The sequence below is a fragment of the Ignavibacterium sp. genome (assembly GCA_032027145.1).
Classification (GTDB): Bacteria; Bacteroidota; Ignavibacteria; order Ignavibacteriales; family Ignavibacteriaceae; genus IGN3.
The window spans coordinates 2379084-2401663 of record JAVSMP010000001.1 but is presented as its reverse complement, the minus strand read 5'-3'; the positions used below and the strand labels follow the sequence as shown (position 1 = coordinate 2401663).

General features: G+C 33.4%; 17 protein-coding genes. 5 read left to right on the top strand and 12 right to left on the bottom strand.

The features are described 5' to 3' along the window. Window positions 1-5: 5 nt before the first annotated feature. The 4 genes from ROY99_10070 to ROY99_10055 all read right to left on the bottom strand — a co-directional run bounded on the left by ROY99_10070 (window position 6) and on the right by ROY99_10055 (window position 3508). A complete protein-coding gene (locus ROY99_10070; protein MDT3696723.1) occupies window positions 6-386 on the bottom strand; it encodes a hypothetical protein in 381 nt (126 codons plus the stop codon). Continuing rightward, window positions 352-669, bottom strand: coding sequence for a hypothetical protein (locus ROY99_10065; GenBank protein MDT3696722.1), 318 nt, complete (start codon window positions 667-669; stop codon window positions 352-354). Before ROY99_10065 ends, ROY99_10070 begins: the two co-directional genes overlap by 35 nt. Before the next feature lie 433 nt (window positions 670-1102). Beyond that, window positions 1103-3262: a DUF5906 domain-containing protein gene (locus tag ROY99_10060; protein ID MDT3696721.1), complete on the bottom strand. Its 2160-nt coding sequence runs from the start codon at window positions 3260-3262 to the stop codon at window positions 1103-1105. Between the two features lie 27 nt (window positions 3263-3289). Next, window positions 3290-3508, bottom strand: a complete 219-nt coding sequence (locus ROY99_10055) for a DUF5659 domain-containing protein (protein MDT3696720.1) — start codon at window positions 3506-3508, stop codon at window positions 3290-3292. Between the two features lie 323 nt (window positions 3509-3831). Here ROY99_10055 and ROY99_10050 point away from each other — a divergent pair, with 323 nt between their 5' ends. From ROY99_10050 to ROY99_10030, 5 genes are all read left to right on the top strand, one after another. Beyond that, on the top strand, window positions 3832-4161 hold the full coding sequence (locus ROY99_10050) for a hypothetical protein (protein ID MDT3696719.1): 330 nt from the start codon (window positions 3832-3834) through the stop codon (window positions 4159-4161). Between the two features lie 160 nt (window positions 4162-4321). After that, complete coding sequence (locus ROY99_10045; GenBank protein ID MDT3696718.1) at window positions 4322-9064, top strand: DUF3631 domain-containing protein; 4743 nt, start codon at window positions 4322-4324, stop codon at window positions 9062-9064. Window positions 9065-9266: 202 nt separating this feature from the next. Continuing rightward, on the top strand, window positions 9267-9956 hold the full coding sequence (locus ROY99_10040; GenBank protein ID MDT3696717.1) for a helix-turn-helix domain-containing protein: 690 nt from the start codon (window positions 9267-9269) through the stop codon (window positions 9954-9956). 233 nt (window positions 9957-10189) lie between these two features. Beyond that, a complete protein-coding gene (locus ROY99_10035; protein ID MDT3696716.1) occupies window positions 10190-10804 on the top strand; it encodes a rhodanese-like domain-containing protein in 615 nt (204 codons plus the stop codon). Window positions 10805-10806: 2 nt separating this feature from the next. After that, window positions 10807-11244 (top strand): MauE/DoxX family redox-associated membrane protein, encoded by a 438-nt coding sequence (locus tag ROY99_10030; protein ID MDT3696715.1) that lies wholly within the window; start codon window positions 10807-10809, stop codon window positions 11242-11244. Here the strand turns inward: ROY99_10030 and ROY99_10025 are convergent. The 8 genes from ROY99_10025 to guaB all read right to left on the bottom strand — a co-directional run bounded on the left by ROY99_10025 (window position 11241) and on the right by guaB (window position 22568). Then, entirely contained in the window at window positions 11241-12851 is a 1611-nt protein-coding gene (locus tag ROY99_10025) for a PHP domain-containing protein (protein MDT3696714.1), read from the bottom strand. The genes ROY99_10030 and ROY99_10025 overlap by 4 nt on opposite strands. Window positions 12852-12926: 75 nt before the next feature. After that, window positions 12927-13802 (bottom strand): sugar phosphate nucleotidyltransferase, encoded by an 876-nt coding sequence (locus ROY99_10020; GenBank protein ID MDT3696713.1) that lies wholly within the window; start codon window positions 13800-13802, stop codon window positions 12927-12929. After that, window positions 13799-14902 carry a galactokinase family protein gene (locus ROY99_10015; protein ID MDT3696712.1) on the bottom strand — a complete coding sequence of 368 codons (1104 nt, stop codon included), beginning with the start codon at window positions 14900-14902 and terminating at the stop codon, window positions 13799-13801. The genes ROY99_10020 and ROY99_10015 overlap by 4 nt, the downstream gene beginning before the upstream one ends. A gap of 9 nt (window positions 14903-14911) precedes the next feature. After that, a complete protein-coding gene (locus ROY99_10010) occupies window positions 14912-16558 on the bottom strand; it encodes a sodium:solute symporter family protein (protein ID MDT3696711.1) in 1647 nt (548 codons plus the stop codon). A 207-nt stretch (window positions 16559-16765) separates the two neighbouring features. Beyond that, window positions 16766-18181, bottom strand: coding sequence for a Gfo/Idh/MocA family oxidoreductase (locus ROY99_10005; protein ID MDT3696710.1), 1416 nt, complete (start codon window positions 18179-18181; stop codon window positions 16766-16768). A 335-nt stretch (window positions 18182-18516) separates the two neighbouring features. Next, a complete protein-coding gene (gene purD, locus ROY99_10000) occupies window positions 18517-19800 on the bottom strand; it encodes a phosphoribosylamine--glycine ligase (GenBank protein MDT3696709.1) in 1284 nt (427 codons plus the stop codon). Further along, complete coding sequence (locus ROY99_09995) at window positions 19801-21087, bottom strand: glycosyltransferase family 4 protein (GenBank protein MDT3696708.1); 1287 nt, start codon at window positions 21085-21087, stop codon at window positions 19801-19803. An 8-nt stretch (window positions 21088-21095) separates the two neighbouring features. After that, the gene (gene guaB / locus ROY99_09990; GenBank protein ID MDT3696707.1) at window positions 21096-22568 is read right to left on the bottom strand and encodes an IMP dehydrogenase; all 1473 of its coding nucleotides are present in this window, start codon (window positions 22566-22568) and stop codon (window positions 21096-21098) included. Between the last annotated feature and the right edge of the window lie 12 nt (window positions 22569-22580).

The following is a 22580-nucleotide window of genomic DNA, read 5'->3' as shown; positions in this document are numbered from 1 at the left end:
CTCATCTATGCTTTAAAGAACTTTTCTCTGTATTTTTTTCTCTGCTGTTTATCAAACGATAGATAAATACTGTTATCATCCGGCAATTCGTGATACTCATATCCTAGAATTTTTACAGCCGAAATAAAAGAACCATTAGAAATATATTTGCCAAAGAACTTCTCAACATAGAATTTCAATTGCAGAGTGCTGCTTGGTTTTTTCATTGTTTTACTTGGCTTGTAGAACTCAACCAACCAATAAATACATTTTTCAATTTCATCAGTTGCATTGAATAATAGTTCTCTATCTCTTTCATAATTTGGGTTACTAAAATCTCTATTTATTCCATCGTAGACTATTTCAGGATAATTATTCAGATAGTTCTGAATTGTTTCTTTTTCCATCTCTTAATTCCTCCGTTGGGAATATTAAATGTTTATAGTAGGCTGCTGGCATTGTCTTTTTAATAACCACAGCCTTATATATTGCAGATCTTGGATTGCACATCCGTTTCCACGAATACTTATTGCTCATATACCTGAGAACATACGGACTGACATACTCATTCATTCTTTCGCTTAGTTCTCTCCAGGCATTCATTCCTTTGCCAATCCAGGCTTTTTCTACTTCAGCAATTCCTAAAGTTTTTATTAGTTTTTGTGTCATACTATAACTAGTGTCCCTCATTTTCTTAAGTCCTCCATTTTTCGGTAGTATTTTGGTGGTTTAATTAAACGTCCCTACCACGCTTTAATCATTCTTTTTATATCTCTTTGTACTAGACCTCGCTAAAAGTTACAAAGGTAACAGAAAGGTAACACGATCTTATGTTTTTAGTTTAAATTTGCAATTTGTTACCTTGTAACCTCTGTAACCTCATTTTTCAAGTCGCTCAAAGAAATTAATTAAATTATTTTTTTTCTTGTCTCTCCTTAAAAAAAATTTATTATTTATTTATTTTCTGGACTTCTAAAAACAGGTTACAAAGTTACAAACCCCTGTTTTCTTCAATTTCAGCTCAAATTCCCACAATCCAGAGGTAACAAAAAGGTAACACAGAGGTAACAAAGGTAACAAAACCAGCACAGCCATCTCTGACTGTGCGTGGTAGATTATGTAATTACTTACATTCATATACTTTCGTAGGTCCTGTTAGTATTCTCTTAGTTGTCTCTTCTATACCCTTCAATTTCAACCTCTCAAGTATTGACTTGTAGTGATGGTGGCTAAAATGATATTTGCATATCCTGCTCATATACCTTGCAGGAATTACTCCATCAGAAGTTATCGTATCAATTACCATCTGAGCTATTTCTGATCTTGACTGATCAAGTAATTTCTCCTTTTCTGTAACTGGAAATATCTCATCCAGAAGAAAGTAATCCGCATCCATTGCTTTTAATCTCTCAGCAAATTCCTCATACTCATCCTTGGATAATGATTTTAACCTATCCTTCGCATCTGATTCAATCGGAATGTTAGCCAGCTCTGTATCAAAGTCAAGAGTGAAAATGATATTGGCAAATTCAGGAAGCTCTTTTTCAATGTCAGGTTCCAGATATTCCAGGCCTCTGTAAATGTCCAGTTGACTAACTTTTTTTGCCTCTTCATTTCTGATTACGTTGAATCTTCTGTCTTCATCATCAATGATTATTGGATGCTGCGAATTAGAAAATAAAATGAAGTTCATAAAGTTGAATGTCTGAAATGTATCAACTCCTTTTATTTCTATGCTCTGATAAGGAGCCGTAATCAGATCCTTTAACATCTCCTTGCGATGAAGGTTTTCTTTTACATTACCTGCGCTGAATACCTCATTATATCCACGAAGAAAACAATTCATATCTATTTTATTAAAGTTCTTTGCAATACGACTTCCATTCATCAATTGAGACTGTTTTTCTCCGAACAACGGCATCAGGATCCGAATGAACATCAAGTCCTTCCCGGTTCCCTGTATCTTAGAAGTAATTAACCAGGCTGTATATGCTTTTTCTCTTTCCTGAAGAATGTAAGCGACCCAGTTTAAGAACCTCTCAAGAAATTTCTTCTCACCGAATATGTTTATAAGTATTTCGTAAATAACCTTGCATCGTAACTGAAGTTCCTCGATGACCTGATTAAGGGGTAAGGGTAGTAAGGTAGAATAATCTTTTTTCAAATACTCACTATCCTCAAACAGATTATAGAACTCATCATTCAAGCCCTCTGGTCTTTGAGGATTGAATATTATTTCCCTGCGAGGCAGATAATCCCGAATATTCGGGTTAATATGATTCTGAATACAATAATTATCAAAATCAGCCGCATTCTTGAACAGATATAACGAGCCATCACCGTTAGCGGATTTAAATCCAATCATAGAGGGAGCTCCAATAGATGTATTCCAGAACAACTTACTTCGAGCCGCATCTATTTCCGTGTTTTTCTGCCAGTATGTTGTATCCTCAGTTGAACAGAAAATGTAATATTGTCCTGCATTATTGATATCGATGAATGCGTTTTGAGTATGAGGATGTGTTCTAGTTGAATGGTCACAGAACGGACAAAAAATCCTTGTCTTCTGAGTTATATCACGAACTTTAATTTTTGTAGTCTCATCCTCGAGTAATATTTCATCGTCCAGGGATATTGTTATCTCTTCTTTTTTGGATTTGCCGGACTTTTTCTTCTTTACCTGTAATTGTTCATCATCGGGATTCAGAAAAACAACATTACCATCAATATCATAAAAATTATGCAGCTCTGTAATCGCATTCGGACTCATCTTGAAATAACGATTACCATCAAAACAAGTTGTATCAATTAATGGAAATTTCTCTTCCCAGAACTCTTCCATTTTATCCAGCTCTTTAAGTGAAATAGGTCTTGATAGCGGAACGATAACTCTGAATTTATCAATTGCCCGAATGCTTTCGCCTTCGTCGCTAATTGTTTTCTGGTGATTTACGGTTGTATGCAGGAACCAGGAGAACTGTGTCTTCTCCCAATTTTTCTTAAACTCTTCTATAGTAGGATCATTCTTGTCAAAGTCCAATGTCAGAAAATATACTTCTTCGACATTCTTCTTTATTTTATGACCGTGTTTAAGTTTTGACGGCAGGTAAGAAACAGTTTTAACCATTTCCTTGAGAGATTCTTCTTTCCAGTTAGTCTCGGTGAGTAACCAGCCTTTATTTTTCTTTCCCCCTTCCTCTTTTGTTAGTTCGAATGTTATTTCGGGATGATAGGAATATTTTAATTTTTTATATGCTTCTTCATTTATTTTATCATCTTTCATTTTGGGTGCCTCCTAAAGATTTGGAGGTTAATTGTAAATCAGTGCTTTCACAGTCTTGACTGAACTTTGAAACTGATGAGGAGATACTTTAAGCTTATCGTAAAAGTAGTCCTGCACTAATTCACGGAGTCCTTCATCTTCTTCAAAATAGAAGACGGACTTATTCTGTTCATTTACGTGATACTTGATTTTGTAACCATACAAAACCAGCACGGCTGCCAAATAAAAATCTTTCGTTTTATACATTTTCATTACCTCTGATAGTTGTCTTTGAATTGGTGGAATGCCCTCTCATTGAAAGAGCATTCCTATAAATAATTTGTTTTTAATTTTTCAGGTGGTAAGTTTTAGAAGTGGTATTTTGGTAAATTTCTCTGTTTTCAGAAAGAACAAAATCAATAGACCTGTCCTGTCTATAATATATTAATTATCGACCATGCTGTCAAGTGCTGATGAAAAAATATTTAATGAGCAAAATTATTTAATACAATCGTTATGTATTAGTATTGTATTTTTGTAATAGATACCCAAAATATTTTGAGTATAGTTTATTCAATAGACTATTTTATATGATTAAGAAATTTGAATTTAATTTTGACTTAGATATTTACCGAGTAACAAATGCAAACATCGATTTAAGATGGTATCATAGAGATGCAAAAAGAATTTATCAGAAAAAGAGCTGGAATTCAAAAAAATATGGGTTTGTAGATAAAGTTGAGGTTTTTCTTATTGAAGATAGAAAGCATAGGGATAAGGTTATTGCTTGGTTGGTGAAGCATGTCTATAATAAAATTACTGGAGAGGAAAGAATAACTACAATCCGACGTGCTAAAATTGTTGAGTTCTATCAGAATCCGTTAAGAGTTAGGATTAGACGAAAGACTAAAATAATGTAGGGAGGTTCGTATCTGTCAGAAATGGCGATGAATGGTTGTAATTTATTACAATCCAGATGAGTGTCGGTGGAATTATGCACCTTTAATCTGTTGAAGATTGAGCATGCACCATCTTTGGAATACTCAGGTGCGACCTCCTCTTTAAATTAAAAAATATTTAATGCCCCCATTACATAAAACATCAATAAGATCAGGTGCAGTTAATGCTTTAAACGCCCAAACCCCTTCTAGTATCTATCCCTATGGCTTTCCATTTACCCTTAATCCCACAATGGGCTGTAGCTTTGGTTGCAAGTTTTGTTATTCGCCATTGACCTATCGAAAAAATTTTGCTAAAAGTGGAAGAGACCATTTTTTCAATGAATCAACGATAAAAATAGATTTAGCTGAATCATTAAATAAAGATCTAGAGAGACTGAAATCACTGCCTCAGCATCTAAAGCGTGTCCAGATAAATGAAACAAGTGATTATTATTTGAGTGAAGTTCTTACAGAGCTTGATAATCAGAATCGGGACCTGATGATGAAAATTCTAGAAGTCTTTCAGAACCATTGGATAAATGGGAACAAATGGATGCTTCACATCTTGACCAAAAGCCATTTAATAGAGCGACATATTAATAAACTTAAAGTGATGAGGGATATGATTCAGGTAGAGATGAGTTTTTCAACTCCCTATGAAAGTCAACTTCGTGATTTGGAACTTTTTACACCAACAATTAAAAAAAGATTAGAGACTATTGAGAAACTATCCAAGGAAGATATATTTGTTCGAGTTATGGCTATGCCATTTTATGGTGGTGTCACTGAACTGGACGAATTAAAAAGAATTACTTTTAATGCCGGTGCACAAGCACTGAAGAATAAAGCATTGAATTATTTTCAGTGGAATGATGTTAAAAATATTTCATTCGACGATCTCGTTCAGTATAAACTGCCACAGACTGGTAGTAGAACTGACACGATTATCAGTCAGGCTCATATGATAAAGAGTGGAGAGGAATATCTGGTAAACGGTCAAGCGGAAACAATCGATATTGTAATGCCCTCTGATAAAGCCTGGGCTTCTATGAGCAAATTTCAGGAACGGTCATCAGTCCAACCCTTGGCAAAAGTCGAGATGGGTTACGATGAATTAAATGATGTTAACTGGGGGTATATAAAAAGTAAAATGAATAATTTACAGAGTTCAATTAGGACTAATATTATGAGCAATTCAAATCTATCAACTGCGCAAAAATTTTATTCATCCTACTATCCTGAAATGTTAAAGGAGTCACCCGATAAGGAAATCTATGACTTTAACAGTCCCTTTATCTTAAATGACACTGGGAAAAATTTAACAATTGAAAAGGGTGGTTTGTTTACTTGCAAAAGAACTCAAAATACTGGATTTCCTGCTCAGTTCTATCAATTGGTTGAAGGAATACCTGAACCGTTTGTAATGGATTATTTCAAATTAATAAGCGCTGGAGGTATTCTTCCAGATTTGCAGACTATTCAGAATCATTCACAAAACCTATTTGATCCAACAAATAGTCCCGTGTTAGATTACCTTAAAAACAATCGTGGGCTAACAGATTCAACAATTAAGGATTACCAGATTGGTTATGACGGTCAGAAGCAAATGTTAATCTTTCCAATTCTGAATGCTACTCAAGCTGGTATTGTTGCTATGAAGTATGTTGAGTTTCCAATTAATAAAACCTCTAAAAAGGATGTGGTGATTGGTTGTTCAATACTTCTGGACTACAGCAGGATTTCGAAAAATATTAAAAACATAACAAGATTTTTATTTGTAAATGATATTCTCGATGCAATTTATCTGCGGCAGGTTGGGTATGATGTTCTTTATAATATAGAAGAAGAAACAAAGTGGCATCCTGAATGGAATAAACTTATTAAGGGTAAAGAAATTTTAATTATTACTGATGACGTTGAAGAATCAATTCGTTGGGCAATTCAATTCAAGGGCAAGGCAAGTAAACTTACCCAAGTTGCACTAAATAACAGTGTTTCAAGTTTCTTCGTCAGAAGTAAAAAATCAACTCAGGATTTTGAGGAAATAGTTAAGACATCAAAAACCATTGATGCAAATTTTGTAAATAATTATGAACTTATTAAAACTGCGAAGTCTTCGGTCAGTAAAAAAAATGAGTTGAATCTTGCTCAGGACTATATAAATGACAAAATGTATTTCGGCATCTATATCAACGAAGAACTAAGCGTGATTACTTCAAACTATGGGAGAATTGAACTTGAAGATCTGGAAAAAGAAAATCTTGAAACAAAGTATGAAGACATAGATGAGAGCCTTTTTAGTCTTGAAGGAGTTGAAAATTATCTCATAAAAAACTATAAGGTAAACCCGTTTGATCTTTTTAACAAAATTAGAGATTACTTAAAGAAATATGTTTTTATAGATAATCAGAATGTTTATGATCTTTTATCAATTTGGATTATAGGAACTTATGTATTCAGGATATTCCGTCACTACCCTTATGTGCATATTCAAGCTGAAAAGGGATCAGGAAAATCTCATCTTTTCGAAATAATAAAACCATTATGCTTCAACGGCGCAATGTATGTAACGCTTACAACTGCAACCCTGTTCCGAGATGTTGACAGAAATTCCAGAACATTACTACTTGATGAAATTGAAGATTTTAAGAAATATAATAAACCAGGGTTTAATGATTTGATGAGCATACTAAATAGTGGTTATGCTAAAAGTGGAGATGTTGCAAGATCCAGAAGCGGTAAAAAAGGTGGAATAGAAAAATACAAAACGTATTCTCCCAAAATGTTTGCGGGGATAAATGATATAAATGCAACTCTTGACAGTCGTACCATTAAAATTCAAATGAAAAGGAAACTTGAGGAGGAAAAACTAGAGCGTTATATAGACAACCAATCTCTGCAGACCTTTCATCAAACGTTGCGGAATGATTTATATAATTTTGCCCTCCATTATGCACCGGAGATAAATTCGCGATATCCTGTTACCGATTCCGCCAATACTTACCTCAAGAATTTTGATAGCAGAAGGTATGACATCTGGGCTCCTATGTTTATCATTGCCGATGTTATTGAGTCCACTGCTAATATGCAATCAAAATCAATATCAGATTCACTTTTAGCTTATTCAAAAACTGAATATAAATATCACCAAGTGCTTGATGCTGAGTCGAGTGAACTGATAAAATTAATTGAAGCACTAAATACAACATTAAAATCTGTCAGATATAAAAAGCTCAAGGAACTTGATGGGGAAAATATTTTATATTATTTAACTAATGATGTTTATAATTATACAACGAGTCTTCCTGATTACAGAAAGCGAAGTATTTCTATAAGTAAGTTTTCAAGAGAACTTAATAAACTCGGCATTGAAGTTAAAAACACTACTGGCAATGAAAAATGTTATGAGGTAAAACTGAATGAACTTGCTGATTTCGCAAAGAGATATAATGTTGAGTTTTCTACAGAAGGTATTGTTAGAACCAAGAGTAGTGCATCAACTAAGTTTATACCCAACAGATTATTAATTACAGAGAATGCGAAGGATCAACCACTCACAAATCAAATCATCAATACAGTTAAACAGCTTAACCCAAAAGTTGAAATTGAAAAAGTTAGCAGTGAAAGACCAACTTATCCTGATAGCTTAGGTATTAGTGAAAGATACAAATACTTAAGCGAAACTCTTTTACTAGGAACAAGAAGCGAAAGTTCACCATTTACTGCCTGTTTTGAGTCACCCGGAAATATTGTTGAGGGTATGACAGTAACTACAAACCTGCAGTTCCATTGCAGTAGTAACTGTGAATTTTGTTATCTGCACGGGACACAGACAGGTGAACCTCGTTGGAGAAAAATATATACAAATCTTGATCGATGGGAAGAAGAAATAAAAAAAGAAAGATTAGTATTTGATTTTGCAAATAGTCTATGGAGTGCAATCTCATTCTACAAAAAAGAAACTTTACCAAAGATTCCAGAGGGATTCAAGGATGTTGTTGATGATTTCAGAAAAGAAATACTAAGACCTAGGTCTTCTATTAATGAATTAGAAGATGTGAAAAGAGAGCTTGAGAAAAGATTGGCCGATATTATTGGTCGTATGGGACTGCAATTTGATTACCCAAGAGTTAATGAAATCAAAAAAGATTTACGATCTTATTTCAGCGAGAATGCAAAGCTGAAATTAAAATTAAATGTTGGAGAATATACTGATATTGTCAGGACAAATCACCTGACTGGTCATCTTGATTTTTTAATGCAACGAATCCAAAGAGAACAAGATTTTAATATCACAATGTATATAAAATCAGCAGATATAGATGATTTAGTAAAATATAATGGTCATAATAGAGTTCAGGTTACATTAGGATTCAATACTGATCACGCCATTACTACATGGGAAAAAGATACTTCCTCGCTTGATGAAAGAATGGATGCTTTTAATAAAATTCAGAAAGCAAAAGGATTCATCATCCGTCCCAGCATTGAACCAGTTATAGCTTACAATGGATTTATTAAAGAATACCAGGAATTAGCAAAGAGAATGAAGAAAGAATTAAATCTTGAGGCTAAGAATGTCTCCAAGATAAGATTTGGTTGTCTAAGAATAGGGCCGTTACTTAAACAAGACTTATTGAATTATTTTCCAGAAACCACCTTGTTCTCTGAAACAGAGGAAATGTTTCAGCCAGTAAAGCCAGATAATAAGATGAGGTATAGAGAGGATCTCAGAATAGAGGTATACAAGGTTCTGCTTGAAGAGTTTGCTGCATACCGAAGCAAATTAGCTTTAGCCTGCGAATATCCATCGATTTGGGATAAACTGGGAATGAGCTATAAAGAGCATTTAAAGGATTATGTTTATCAATATCAAGGTTAAGAATTACGGAATTACACTTTTTTATTATAATATTCAGATATTAGGCATTAAATCATATTAATGGATAGAAAAGTTCTTTTTTTGTTGAAAATTGGACTATTTATGTCCAAATTTTTACAATTTTCATAATTTATAAATTATCAACAAAATAAGTGTAATAGTGTAATATTGATTTTTAAGCAATTTTCAAAGGCTTTACAAAATGTCCTATAAACTCAATAAAATTATCTTTGAACGTGACTGGGATTGGGGCTATGAGACTTATACGTATGACCTCAAAACTGAGATAGAATTCCCTTTCGCTGCTGGAATGCTGCAGCAGCTGGTTCCAAAGGACAAATCTCAGATAAGTAGGTACAAACCTGACATTTCCTATACTCCTCTGTTTAATGCAAGCGGTCTCACAAGTTTAGCACCTGATGTTGGTCCTAGAGGAATATATTATCTGGAACTAAGACCTGGATACAATCTCAAGCAATTAGTTGTTGATCCAGAAGAGGTGGCCACTGATATTTATATTGGAGAGGAAGATACATTAATCTATAGCTTTTATAATCCTACCGGAAGAAATAATATTACAATAAAAGCCTCTATTGAAAAGGATACTGAAGATGTTTATTCACAAATAAAAGCTGAACCTAATGATTTAATTTGGAGACAGTATTTTGTTAAAAGAGCTATGTTAGGTAGTCAAGGATCCACATTAGCCCCTAAAAAATCTGGAATAATAGAGAAGGACATATTAACGTCTGATGAAGCTGCTGTTTACACAAGAAGCTCAAAAAAAACATTGCAGAATTATGCATCGCAGGGTAAACTGAAATCATTAAAAGGTGGCAAGTTCAGGAGAAAAGACCTTGATGAATTTCTGGAGCATAAGAAGAAAAAATGATCTTGTTTAAATGGCTCCACTTCGGTACTTTTGTAAATAGAAAAAGTGGCAAATACGTGTCAACTTTTTGCTGAAGTGTCGAGAAAAGTAGGGAATTTTTAGGAAAGTATTTTATTAGAAAAGCTCGGTAACTTATTTATTTTATTGAAATTACAAGCGTAATGCGAGGATTGGAAATTTTCCAAAATTGAATCCGGCCTTCGGTACTATGCCTCCCCTGCGGAGGCTTTTTAATGATCTCGATACTTTTGGCTAATATTATTATACAGTTAGTAAAATATCTTTACAAAATGAGAATTAGTTTATTTAGAATTTTTAAGATCATTCTTGTTTCAATCCTCATTTCTTTAGTCTATAATCATTTTAATCCAAATGGACTTAATCTAATACGTCAAGAGAGAGTATTAATTTGGGAAGACAGCTCTGCTTTAGACAATTCAGAAAAAGAAACTTTTCTTGAGGAGAATAATTTTTCATCAAGCAACCAAGAACTGACTCATAATGAAATGAACGGGAATTTTGATCAGCCAAAAGCAATTAAACTTGAGTTTGCACAGAAGTTATTTAATCAAAATGTTAAGTTTATTGATGCAAGAACTGTCGAAGAATTTGCTGAAGGACATATTAAAGGTGCAATAAATATTCCTTTTTATGGATCAGAAGAATATGAATCTGTTTTGGCTCAAATTGCAAAGGACGAGTTTGTTGTTACTTATTGTGATGGTGATGATTGTGATTTAAGTATTTTGCTGGGTGATGAATTATTTCAGAAAGGTTATAAAAAAGTTTATGTCTTTTACGGAGGCTGGAAAGACTGGCTAAAAAATAATCTTCCGGTTGAAAGGTAACAGTGAAATTATTATCAAATAAATATTTATTGTTTATAATAAGAATTATAATTGGATTTATTTTTGTTTACGCAAGTATTGAAAAAATTTCGGATCCTGAAGGATTTTCAATGTCTATTTCAAATTATAGATTATTACCTGTTGCAATAGTAAATCTTTTTGCAATAACACTTCCATGGATTGAATTAGCTGCAGGTTTATTATTATTGTTTGGCATCTTGGTAAAGGAAAATTCATCAATAATTTTATTTTTCTTAAGTGTATTTACGATAGCTATCATAATCAGTTTGTTCAGAGGATTAAATATTGAGTGCGGATGCTTCGGTAAAGGAAATCAAATCGGGCTTCTTAAACTTGGCGAGAATTTATTGATGATAATAGGTTCTTTGTTATTAGTCTTTTTCGGTTCGGATTATTTGAAACTAACTGGTAAAGATTAGGTCTCTTCACTTCTGTTTTCTAAAACATTCATCGTGTCTCTTAAAACTCCCAAAGATCTCTGACTTAACAAATCAATCTTAATCAAACCAAGGTCTTCAACTGAATACATATCTGGTTGAGTTATAATTAAACCCAGCCCTTTATTTTTTGCGTATTCTAAAGCACAATATTCTGTTATTTTACCTGGAGTTATAACCAATCCGCTTGGATGAATACTTAAATGACGCGGGAAATCCGCAAGTCTTGATGCTAATCTTACAATTGATTTCCATGGCTCTTTATCAAATCCTAATTTTTTTGATTCAGGAAATTTTTGTGAAATATTATTCAGGTTTACTGCGCTTGTCCAAGGAATTTTCTTACTGTATCCGGATATTTCTCTTTCAGTAATTCCAAATGCTTTGGCAGTTTCCCGAAATGCTGATCTGGCTTTAAAGGTTACAATTGTTGATATCATTGCAACTCTTTCATAACCCCATTTTTCAAAAATGTATTTTATAATTTCGTCCCGCTCTTTCCATGAAAAATCAAGGTCAATATCAGGCGGATTACTTCTGGCTTTGTTAAGAAATCTTTCAAAGTATAGATTATATTTAACTGGATCTATTTGTGTAAAATCCAGACAATAAGATACAATACTGTTTGCAGCAGATCCCCTTCCGATTAACATCATTCCCCTTCTCTTTGCTTCTTTTACAATATCTTGAACAATTAAAAAATAGTCTGCAAAATTAAGCTCTGAGATTACACTTAGTTCATATTCAAGTCTTTTATATGCAATTGAATTATCTGAACTATATTTTTTCAAAAAGCCTTCGAAAGAAATTTCCTTAAGCAGATTTATAGAACTTGTTTTTTTATCAGTACTGTAAATTGGATATTTATATTTACCAAAACTTAAATCCACATTACACTCTGATGCAATTTTGTAAGTGTTTTCAATTGCTTCGGGAATTTTTTGAAATATCTTTTGAATTTCACTTTTATTCTTAAAATAAAATTCCTCATCTACCAAATTACTTTCTGAAATAGAATCTAATGTTTTGTTTTCTCTTATTGATGAAACAAGTTTGTAAATTTCATAATCTTCTTTTACCAAAAAATAAACCGGATTTGAAGCAACAAAAGGTATTTTATTTTCTGTTGCATAACTAAATAATGCCCTGCTGTTCTTTTTATTCTTTTTTGTAACAATCAATTCAGCATAAACCAGATTATTTATCCCTGCCACTTTCAATAGCTCGATAAAAGGAGTAATTATGATTAAATTTTTCAGTCTTTTCTGAATTATAGATTTGAGTTCAAAATCATCATTTAATTTCCTTTGAGTTATAATTTTACAAAGCTCTGAATAACCTTGATTATTTTTTGCAATTAACAAAACATAAAGCTCATTGTTTACCCGGTCGTTTATGTAACTGCCAAATAATGTTTTGATATTTTCATCTTTCGCTTTTTTGGCAAATTGTATTAACCCTGCCATCGAATTTGTATCAGTAACAGCAACGGCAGGAATATTTTCTGCTTTACATTTGTTTATCAGCTCATCAATTCTAACAGTGCTTTGAAGCAATGAGTGATTTGTATGGATGTGAACGGGTATCATTATTAAAGAATAATTTTTATACGAAATTAAGAAAAGGGTACCTTAGTGGAAAGTTCGGAAATAATTATATCATTACTAAAAAGAAAAATTATAATAATATTTTTCTAAATACTTTTTAACATTTAAGATATCAGATTTACTTGTAAGATCAGGCACATGCTCAGCTAAGGGATAGACGAACACAGAGTTAGTTATTTTATTTGCTAATTTTTTAACCGCTTCAGGAAGTTCTTTTTCATCACGTTCCGGATTTGGTTCAATTGTTTCAAGTATTGGTAAAATCAAATCGTAGTCCAATGAAAATATATTCATACTTACACCAATATATCCATCTTGATTAAACACACTATCAATAATTTCTGAAGTTGGTTTTTCAATTATGTCTGTTAAAAAACCTTCTTTGTTCTTAATTGTTATCGCAAACCTTTCTATTCTTGAATGTTCAAATTCAAGAGCTTCACGATCATAATCAATCAATAATCCCGGATATTCAGAATTCAGCACAATCCTTAATGCTTTTTGAGAATAAAGATTATCGCTGTTGCAGACAGTAAACTTTTTACCCGCCCAGTTCGGTTTTGATTTTAATCCCCACATCAGCGCATCTGCTGTTCCAAATGGTTTGTTTCTTCCATCAGGAATTGGCTGCACTGCATAGGAAATTTTTAATCCGTTAAAAGCATTATCATAATCTTTCGGACCATAATATTCTTTTATTGAATTATCATTTTCACCAATAACAATCATTATATCAGTGTAACCTGATTCTCTTGCATTGAACAAAAGGTAATCCAGAAATGGTCTGTAATCTTTACCAACACCAATCATTGATTTAGCCTTTTCATCTGCATCTTTAATTAGTTTATCTTCAACCTTCAGATTATCAGCTGAGGGCTTTTTCATTCGTGATGAAATTCCGCCAGCTAATATTACCATCCTGCCGTCTTTCATTTTGCTTCCTCCGGCAATTCTTCACGTGAACCGGAATCAGGTAATATGATAAACGCTTCGCCTCCGGCATTTTCAATTGCTGATTTTACTCTTTCAGGATAATCGGGAGAATATGCAAACATACATCCGCCGCCGCCTGAGCCGTTTATTTTTGCACCATACGCACCAGCCTTAATAGCTGCATTGATCATCATTTCAATCTTAGGAGTAGAAATGTTTAAAATATCTCTTAAAACAATATGATGTTCGGTTAACAATTGCCCAATAATTTTATGGTCAGGATTTTTGTTTGCTAATTCTTTTCTGGCAATTACTGTTAATTCCCTGTTCTTTATTGTTCCTTCAAGAATCTGAAATTGTGATTGGTTAAGATGTTTTGTATAGTTATTCAAATCATCTTCTTTAAAACTCTGCAAATTAAAATCCGGATCAATACTCCTAAGAATTTTATCAACTTCCAATATTTTATTTTTAACATGACTTAAAATATACTTTGTATCTTTCGGCTGAAGAGAATTTCCGAGCACGAACGATTTAAGTTCAGTATTTAATCTTGAGACATTCAGTTCGGGAAAAAAATCAATTGCAATAATTCCGCCGATGGAAGTTGAATACTGATCCATCATACCGCCCGGTTCAGAGAATTCAAGAACTTCAGCTTCGTAAGCAAATTGAGCAAGTTTTTCATCAGATAATATTTCGGATTGATCGCTCATTCTAGTTAGAAAATTGATCCAGGTTACTATCAAAGCAGAGGAGCTTGATGTACCGGCATTAATTGGTATTTGTCCATTTATAACACAATCAAAACCACTCGAAAAAGTATATCCTTTTCTTAACAGTACTTTTAATGAACTTTTAAAGTAATCTCTTTCTTTTGAATACACTATTGGTTTATCTATAAAAAAAGATTCCTCTTTAGAAATATCGGGCAGCTGGATATTGAAAAGCATATCGTTTCTGCGAACCCCTTCAACATATATCCGAAGCGATATTGCACAGGCAACGATAGGAAGATGTAAATAATCCTGATGCTCACCAAACAGACAGACTCTTCCGGGAGTTGAAATTTTTAATTTATTTAATTTATGATTTATCAAAATCAAACCTTAATTAGTGTAAGCTCTGAACAATCCGCCAATAAAGTAAATAACCATACCAGTTACTGCAACAATTGAAGCAGCACTTGAACCGCTGCTGCCCATAAATATACCGATTAAAAAAATTATCAAACCAGAAAAGAAAACTATCAGACTAAGTTTTCCATTAAATGTTTTGGGAATAATGTTATATACATTATTACTTGCTATCTCCTCATCACTGATAGTTCTTGCCCTCCATATCGCATCAATTCTTTCGTTTGAAACTTCTTTTGTAAACAAACTAACAATTGGAGTAAAGATTAATGTAGTACCTGCAGTAATAAAGGTTGTAAGATTAAAATCAAGATCAAAAAAGAACTGACCTATTATTCCCGAAATTGCCCCAAGTATATAACCAGTAACAGCCCCCTGCCAGTTTACCCGTTTCCACAGCAAACCATAAACAACTGCAATTACAAATAACGGCATATCCATAATTGCTATTATTGTAAGATAGGCATTAACTGCTCCGCCAAGTATTGGAACAAGATATGCAAAAAGAATCATTCCAATACCTGTTATCAAAGTAATAATTCTTGCTATACGAAGAACATCTTTATCGGTTGCTTTTCTGTTGATAACATTTTCATAAACATCGCTTGCAAAGATAGTTGCTACACCATTTAGATTTCCGGAAATAGTTGAAAGCTGTGATGACAACAATCCAATCACAACGAATCCGAGAATTATATTGGGAATTAAATTCGCGATTAAAATTGGAACAGCAGAATCTGCATTTGCCAGATCTGGATAAATAATTCTTGCAGCTAACCCGGGCAGATTCCACAACAGTGCAAAAGGAGTTGTTATAATACCAGCCAATACCAAGCCCTTGGCAACACTTCTTGTGCTTTCAGCACCGAAGGCTCTTTGCAGCAAACCCTGATCTACACAAGCCCACTCAATACCTAAAAGAAAAATCGCAATAACAAATCGCCAATTATATGTACCGGTTTCTTTAACTAATGTTAAAGCTCCTTCGGGTAATTTAGCTGTCAATCCAGGAAACCATCCAACCGCACTCATTGCTAAAGGTAATAATAACAAAGCTCCGGCAAGCATCAACACAAACTGAATAACATCCGTAAACGCAACTGACCACATACCGCCGAGTATAGTGTAAATAACAACTACAACAGAAAAAATTAGTACCCAGGCAGTAAATGAAGTTAATCCGGATATTGTTTGTGCGGCAATTACTGCTGTGTATAAAACCACACCTAACCAAAAAGTAAGGCGTAATATCCATATAAATGCGACAAAGGTTCTTACTCCTTTACTATATCTTTTTTCCAGAAATTCCGGAATGGTTCTAATCCTTAATCTTCTGAAAATCGGAATAACAAATAATCCTGAAATAACCATAGCCATATTTCCGGTCCAGGTTTGCCAGATAATCGGTATTCCCTCTTTATATGCGATACCTGCTTGCCCCACAAAACTATAAAGATTAACATTGGTTGCTGCAAGAACTGCGGCAAGAATAAAAGGAGTGAGTTGTCTTCCGGCAAGATAAAAATCATCAGAACTTCCAACCCATTTGTAAAAGATTGAGCCGATGTAAAACATTGCGGCAAGGAAAACAAATACAATTATATAATCTGCTGTAATCAAATTATTTCTCCATTAAGAGTGATTAATTGAGTTTGTTTTGTTTTTTAACTCGTTTCTTTTTTGCTGAAGGAGTTTCTTAAATTCACGTATTGGAACAACAATCCAGATGATCATTATAATGACACCAATCAGCCAAATTGACCATGTTATCCAGTCAAAATACATTATGTAATCCTCACGGAGATTATTAAACTTATTTTTTTTACTTTAGAAATTTTTCAGAATTCCTAATTCCCTGAATTCACTCCATTTACCTCTTGTATAATCAGGAAACTTAACAGGAACACTACCAAGTTCAATTGATAGTGTAGAAAGTGGAACAACAACCGACCAGGCTGCTCCATCATATACATCCTGATCAAGAAACCATCCATTATTCAGACAATCAATTATTCTGTAAATCATCACGAAATCCATTCCACCATGTCCGCCATATTTTTCAATTCCCTTTTTCAGTTTTGCCCAGATCGGATGTTGATATTTATCCCAATATTGTTTGTAATCTTTTTCATTCAGCCATTTATGTCCTTTATCAATGCTAACAAGTGATAATCTGCTTGGATATCCTTCATGATAGCCTTTTGTTCCTGCTAATGCATTGATTCTGTTATATGGTCTTGGAGTAACAACATCATGCTGAACAAGAATATTTCTTCCCTTTGCAGTTTTGATCAATGTATTTACCATATCTCCATGTTTGTAACCTGTTCTGTTGTAAAATTCATTTGTAGTTTCAATTTGTTTTGAATATTCGTCAAGAGATGCTTGAAGCGAACTCATTGAAACCATATTTACAAACGAATCACCCCGGTTTATATCCATATATTGCGCAACAGGTCCTAAACCATGAGTAGGATAAAAGTTTCCATCTCTTTCTTCGTGATGACGAATACGCCACATATTATAATAGTAGTCCTTACTGAACATAAGCTCACGCAAATTATGTATATACGCACATTCAGCATAAGTAAGTGTTCCTAAAACTCCTTGTTGAGCCATATTAAGCAGCCAAAGTTCTTCATCACCATAACAAACATTTTCCATCATCATACAATTAACCTGCATTTCTTCGGCAGTATCAACAAGAGCCCATAAATCATCAAGTATATATGCTGCGGGAACTTCAACGGCAACGTGTATTTTATTTCTCATAGCTTCAATGCACATTGGAGTATGATATTCCCAATGAGTAGATATTACAACTAAATCTATATCATCACGCTTTATCATCTCTTTCCATATATCAAGTGTTCCGGAATAGACCGCTGGTTTTTGTCCGTGCCCGGATTTCTTTAATTCTTCTAAAGCAGCATCAGTTTTTACTTTTTGAACATCGCATATTGCAGTAATAATTGCTTTATCCGGTGCTAATGCATTCACCAGTTTTAAATGTTCTATCCCTCTATTACCCAAACCAATAAATGCTACTTTAACCTGTTTGATTGGAGCAACAGTTAAACCAATTACTGATTTACCTTTTGTAGTAGGAGATTTGGATAAATTGTTAATTTTTTCGAGAATAGTTTCACGACTTACAGGAGTTGCAAATCCTGATAAGCCAAGAAAAGCACTGCTAAGAGCAGAAAGTTTAATAAAATTTCTGCGGGAAAAATTATTTTTCATTTTAACTCCTGATATTTTGATAATAAATTATTCCTAAACCTGATTAAAAAATAATAATTTTTATACTTACCACAACTAATTCTTGCAGTGATTCTAATAAAGTTTGCTTAAGATTTATTTTTCCATTTTTTTCGGAAGCTTTTCTTTTTAGAGCAGTAATTCTGTTTTTAAAGTATAAGATAAAAGGAATTCAACATTATTAAAGTACACAGCAAATGTGGATGAGATTGATTCAACTTAGGCAATTATTTTCCTACACTTAACACTGAACAAAAATATTCTTCAGGTTATCCAAGTAAAAGTATTGTTGGTTATATAAAATTAGTTGATCGGAACTATTTGATATTCTTTAACGCTTTGTCAGAAATATCTTTACGGTAATACATTCCCTTAAAGTTTATTTTCTCAATTGCTTGATAAGCAATTTTCTTTGCAGTTAATAAATCATTTGAATTAATTACAGAAGTGACTCCCAAAACTCTACCGCCGTTGGTTAAAATCTTACCATCCTTTTCAGCGGTGCCGGCGTGATAAATAATAATATTATCCTGAACAAGATCAAGTCCAGTTATCACAAAATCTTTTTCATACTTATCCGGATAACCACCGGAAGCAGCAACGATACAAACAGCGCATCCGCCTGAATATTTGATTAAATTTTTCTCAACTTTCCCTTTCGCTGCAGAATAAAGCAGTCCAAGAAAATCACCCTCGATTAATGGTAAAACAACCTGAGCTTCAGGATCTCCAAATCTGCAATTAAATTCAATTACCTTGGGTCCTGATTTAGTAATTATTAAACCAGCATAAAGACATCCTATAAATTTATTACCGGATCTCTTTAGTTCAGTTAAAGTAGGTGCAATAATTTCTTTCTCAATTTTCTGTTGTAGTTGTTCGGTTATTAAAGGGGCAGGCGCATAAGCACCCATACCACCAGTATTTTTACCGGTATCATTATTACCAATTCTTTTATGATCTTGTGCTGCAGATAAACAAACAAAATCTTCGCCATCAGTAATTGCAAAAACTGATGCTTCTTCACCGGTTAAAAATTCCTCGATAACAATTTTATCGCCTGAGCTGCCAAATATTTTATTTATAAAAAAATCTTTAACTGCAATTTCAGCTTCAGAAAAATTTTCACAGATAATAACACCTTTTCCTGCTGCCAATCCATCAGCTTTTAAGACTATCGGAAACTTTTTCTCTTTAAGATAACTAATTGTTTCTTCGAACTGATCAGCATAAAATTCTTTATAAGCAGCCGTAGCAACTTTAGCATTAGTCATTATTTCCTTAGCAAAAGATTTGCTTGATTCAATACGGACAGCATTTGATGAAGGCCCAAAAACTAAAACTGAATTTGCTCTCAGACTATCAGCTAAACCATCAACCAAAGGTTGCTCTGGTCCTACTACAACAAGATTGATTTCTTTCGATTTACAAAACTCAATTACATCGTTGTGATTTGATATATTCAGAGATATGTTTTCAGCAACTGATTTTGTTCCAGGATTTCCAGGTGCGCAAAACAATTTTTTTAATTTTTTACTTTTACTTATTGCTAAAGCAATTGCATGTTCTCTTCCACCTGATCCAATTACTAAAACATTCATTTACAGATCAGCCCTTAATTTCATTTGAAATTGTTTTGTCAACTGTTCAGTTAAATTATCTCGTCTGTATTTTTCAACCAGCTCATCAGATGGAGTTGGTAAGGTACCTTCATTGTAGCTGTTATAAACATTTAGGATTGTTTCTTTTATTTCATTTATGTTATCCGGACTGCAGATAAATCCCGCTCCTGATTCTTCAACAGCCATTTTAGCAGCACCATCTGGAACGCAAGCTAAGATTGGTTTGCGGGCACCAATATATTCATAAACTTTTCCAGGTAAAATTGCATCAATATTTTTTCTTCTTCCAACCATAAACCACAATACATCTGCTGATTTAATTTTTGCAATAGCCTCAGTATGATTTACATATCCGTGATCTTTAATAAAAGTCTGAAGTTTAAGTTTTCTTATCAGTTTTTGATTCTCTTTCCTTAAAAATCCAACAAAATGGAGCTCAATATTCGAAGCTATATCTGGGCGCTCAATCGTTATTTGTTTAAATGCCCTAAGAAAATATTTTGGTGTATTGTAAACCATAAATATTCCTGAATACATTAAAACCAATTTGTTCTGAGGTTTTGGTTGGGCGGGAATTTTTTCAAAATCTTCCGGATCATAGCCGTGCGATATTATCACGACATCTTCAAAAGTCAAAAAAGGATAAGTGTTTAACAGTTTTTCTTTAATCTTTCTGTTTGTAACTGTAATTCTATCAGCAGCTTTAAGTGCATGATATTCCTTTTTCTTATGCAGAAGTTTGTGAAATGGAGTTGCATAAAACGAAAAATAACTTTTATACCACAGATCACGATAATCTGCAAATAAAGGAATATCGTGTACCTTTTTGATTTTTGATATTATATCAAAAGCTGAAAAAGGCGGACAAGTTATGAATAATGCATCATATTTTTCTTTTGATAATATTTCATCAATTTTTTTATATACAATTCTGGACCAGGATTTTTTATTATCAGGGATGAAAACAGTTTGACTTATCTTATCAAGAATATTTCGGATAAATTCACTTGGTGGTTTAACTGTTCCTAACTTCGATAAAATGGAATTAGGTTCTTTACTTCCAGAAACTCGGATCACTTTTATTTCAGATTCTTCCAATTCCTTCATTAAAGATGTATCATGAGCATAATAAGCAACATTTCCACTGGTAATAACGGTTGGTTCCCAGTTATAGTTTTTCATATACTTCACAAACTTGAGAGTTCTTTGAACCCCGCTTAATCCCATTGGAGGAAAATAATAAGCAACTACCAAAACTTTAAACATTTTTAATCCTATTTACTGCTTTGATAATTTGGTGCTTCTTGTGTAAGAATAACATCGTGGGGATGACTTTCTTTAAGTCCTGCAAGAGTAATCCTGATAAACTTTCCTTTTGATTTTAATTCCTTTATGTTTTTATTTCCAGTATAACCCATTGATGCTCTTAACCCGCCAACAAGTTGATAAACTGTATCTTCTAATGGTCCTTTGTAAGGAACTCGACCTTCAATTCCTTCAGGTACAAGTTTTTTAATATCATCTTCAGCATCCTGAAAATATCTATCTTTACTACCTTTTTTCATAGCACTTAGTGAACCCATACCTCGATATAGTTTAAAACTTCGTCCTTCATACAATATCTTTTCACCAGGACTCTCATCAACACCAGCGAAAAGTCCACCAATCATAACAGAGTCTGCTCCAGCAGCAATTGCTTTTGGAACATCACCAGTTTGTTTAATTCCGCCATCAGCTATTATTGGTATTCCATATTTTTTTGTTGCTGAATATACGTATCCAATTGCAGATATTTGTGGAATCCCAACTCCTGCAATAACTCTAGTTGTGCAAATTGAGCCTGGCCCAATTCCGACTTTTATTGCGTCAACTTTACAATTTACAAGATCAATTGCAGCTTCATAAGTTCCTATGTTACCAGCGATTAACTGGATATATCTAAATTTTTTCCTTATTTGCTTTATAGTCTTAATAACCCCTGCTGAATGACCGTGTGCAGTATCAACAACTATAACATCAGCACCAGCATCAGAAAGTGATTTAACTCTATCCAAAGTATCAAAAGTTATTCCTACTGCAGCTCCTACTCTTAATCTTCCATGTTCATCTTTACAAGCATTTGGATGTTTCTTCTTTTTCATAATATCTTTAAAAGTTATCAGACCTTTTAAAGATCCTGCTTTATCAACAACGGGCAGCTTTTCTATTTTATATTTTTGCAGAAGAGTCTCTGCTTTCTCAAGTGTAGTTCCAACCGGTGCAGTAATTAAATGTTCTTTTGTCATTAAATCAGATACTTTTAATTTTCGATTAGGTTCAAAACGAAGATCGCGGTTTGTAAGTATCCCAACTAATTTATTATTCTGATCAACAACCGGAATACCAGATACCCTATATTTTTTCATAATTTCTAATGCATCACCAATTGTTTCATCTGGTGTAAGTGTAATAGGATTTATTATCATTCCACTTTCAGATCTTTTGACCTTATCTACTTCATTTACTTGTTCTTCAATAGATAGGTTTTTATGCAATACTCCAATTCCACCTTCCCGTGCAATTGCAATTGCCATATCTGACTCAGTAACTGTATCCATCGCAGCAGAAAGAATAGGAATATTGAGTTTAATATCAGGAGTAAGAAATGTTGTTATATTAACTTCCCTTGGAAGAACAGAAGATTTGGCCGGAATAAGCAGAACATCATCAAATGTTAATCCCATGTCCAATTGTTTTTTATCTAACATAATCCCTTTAAT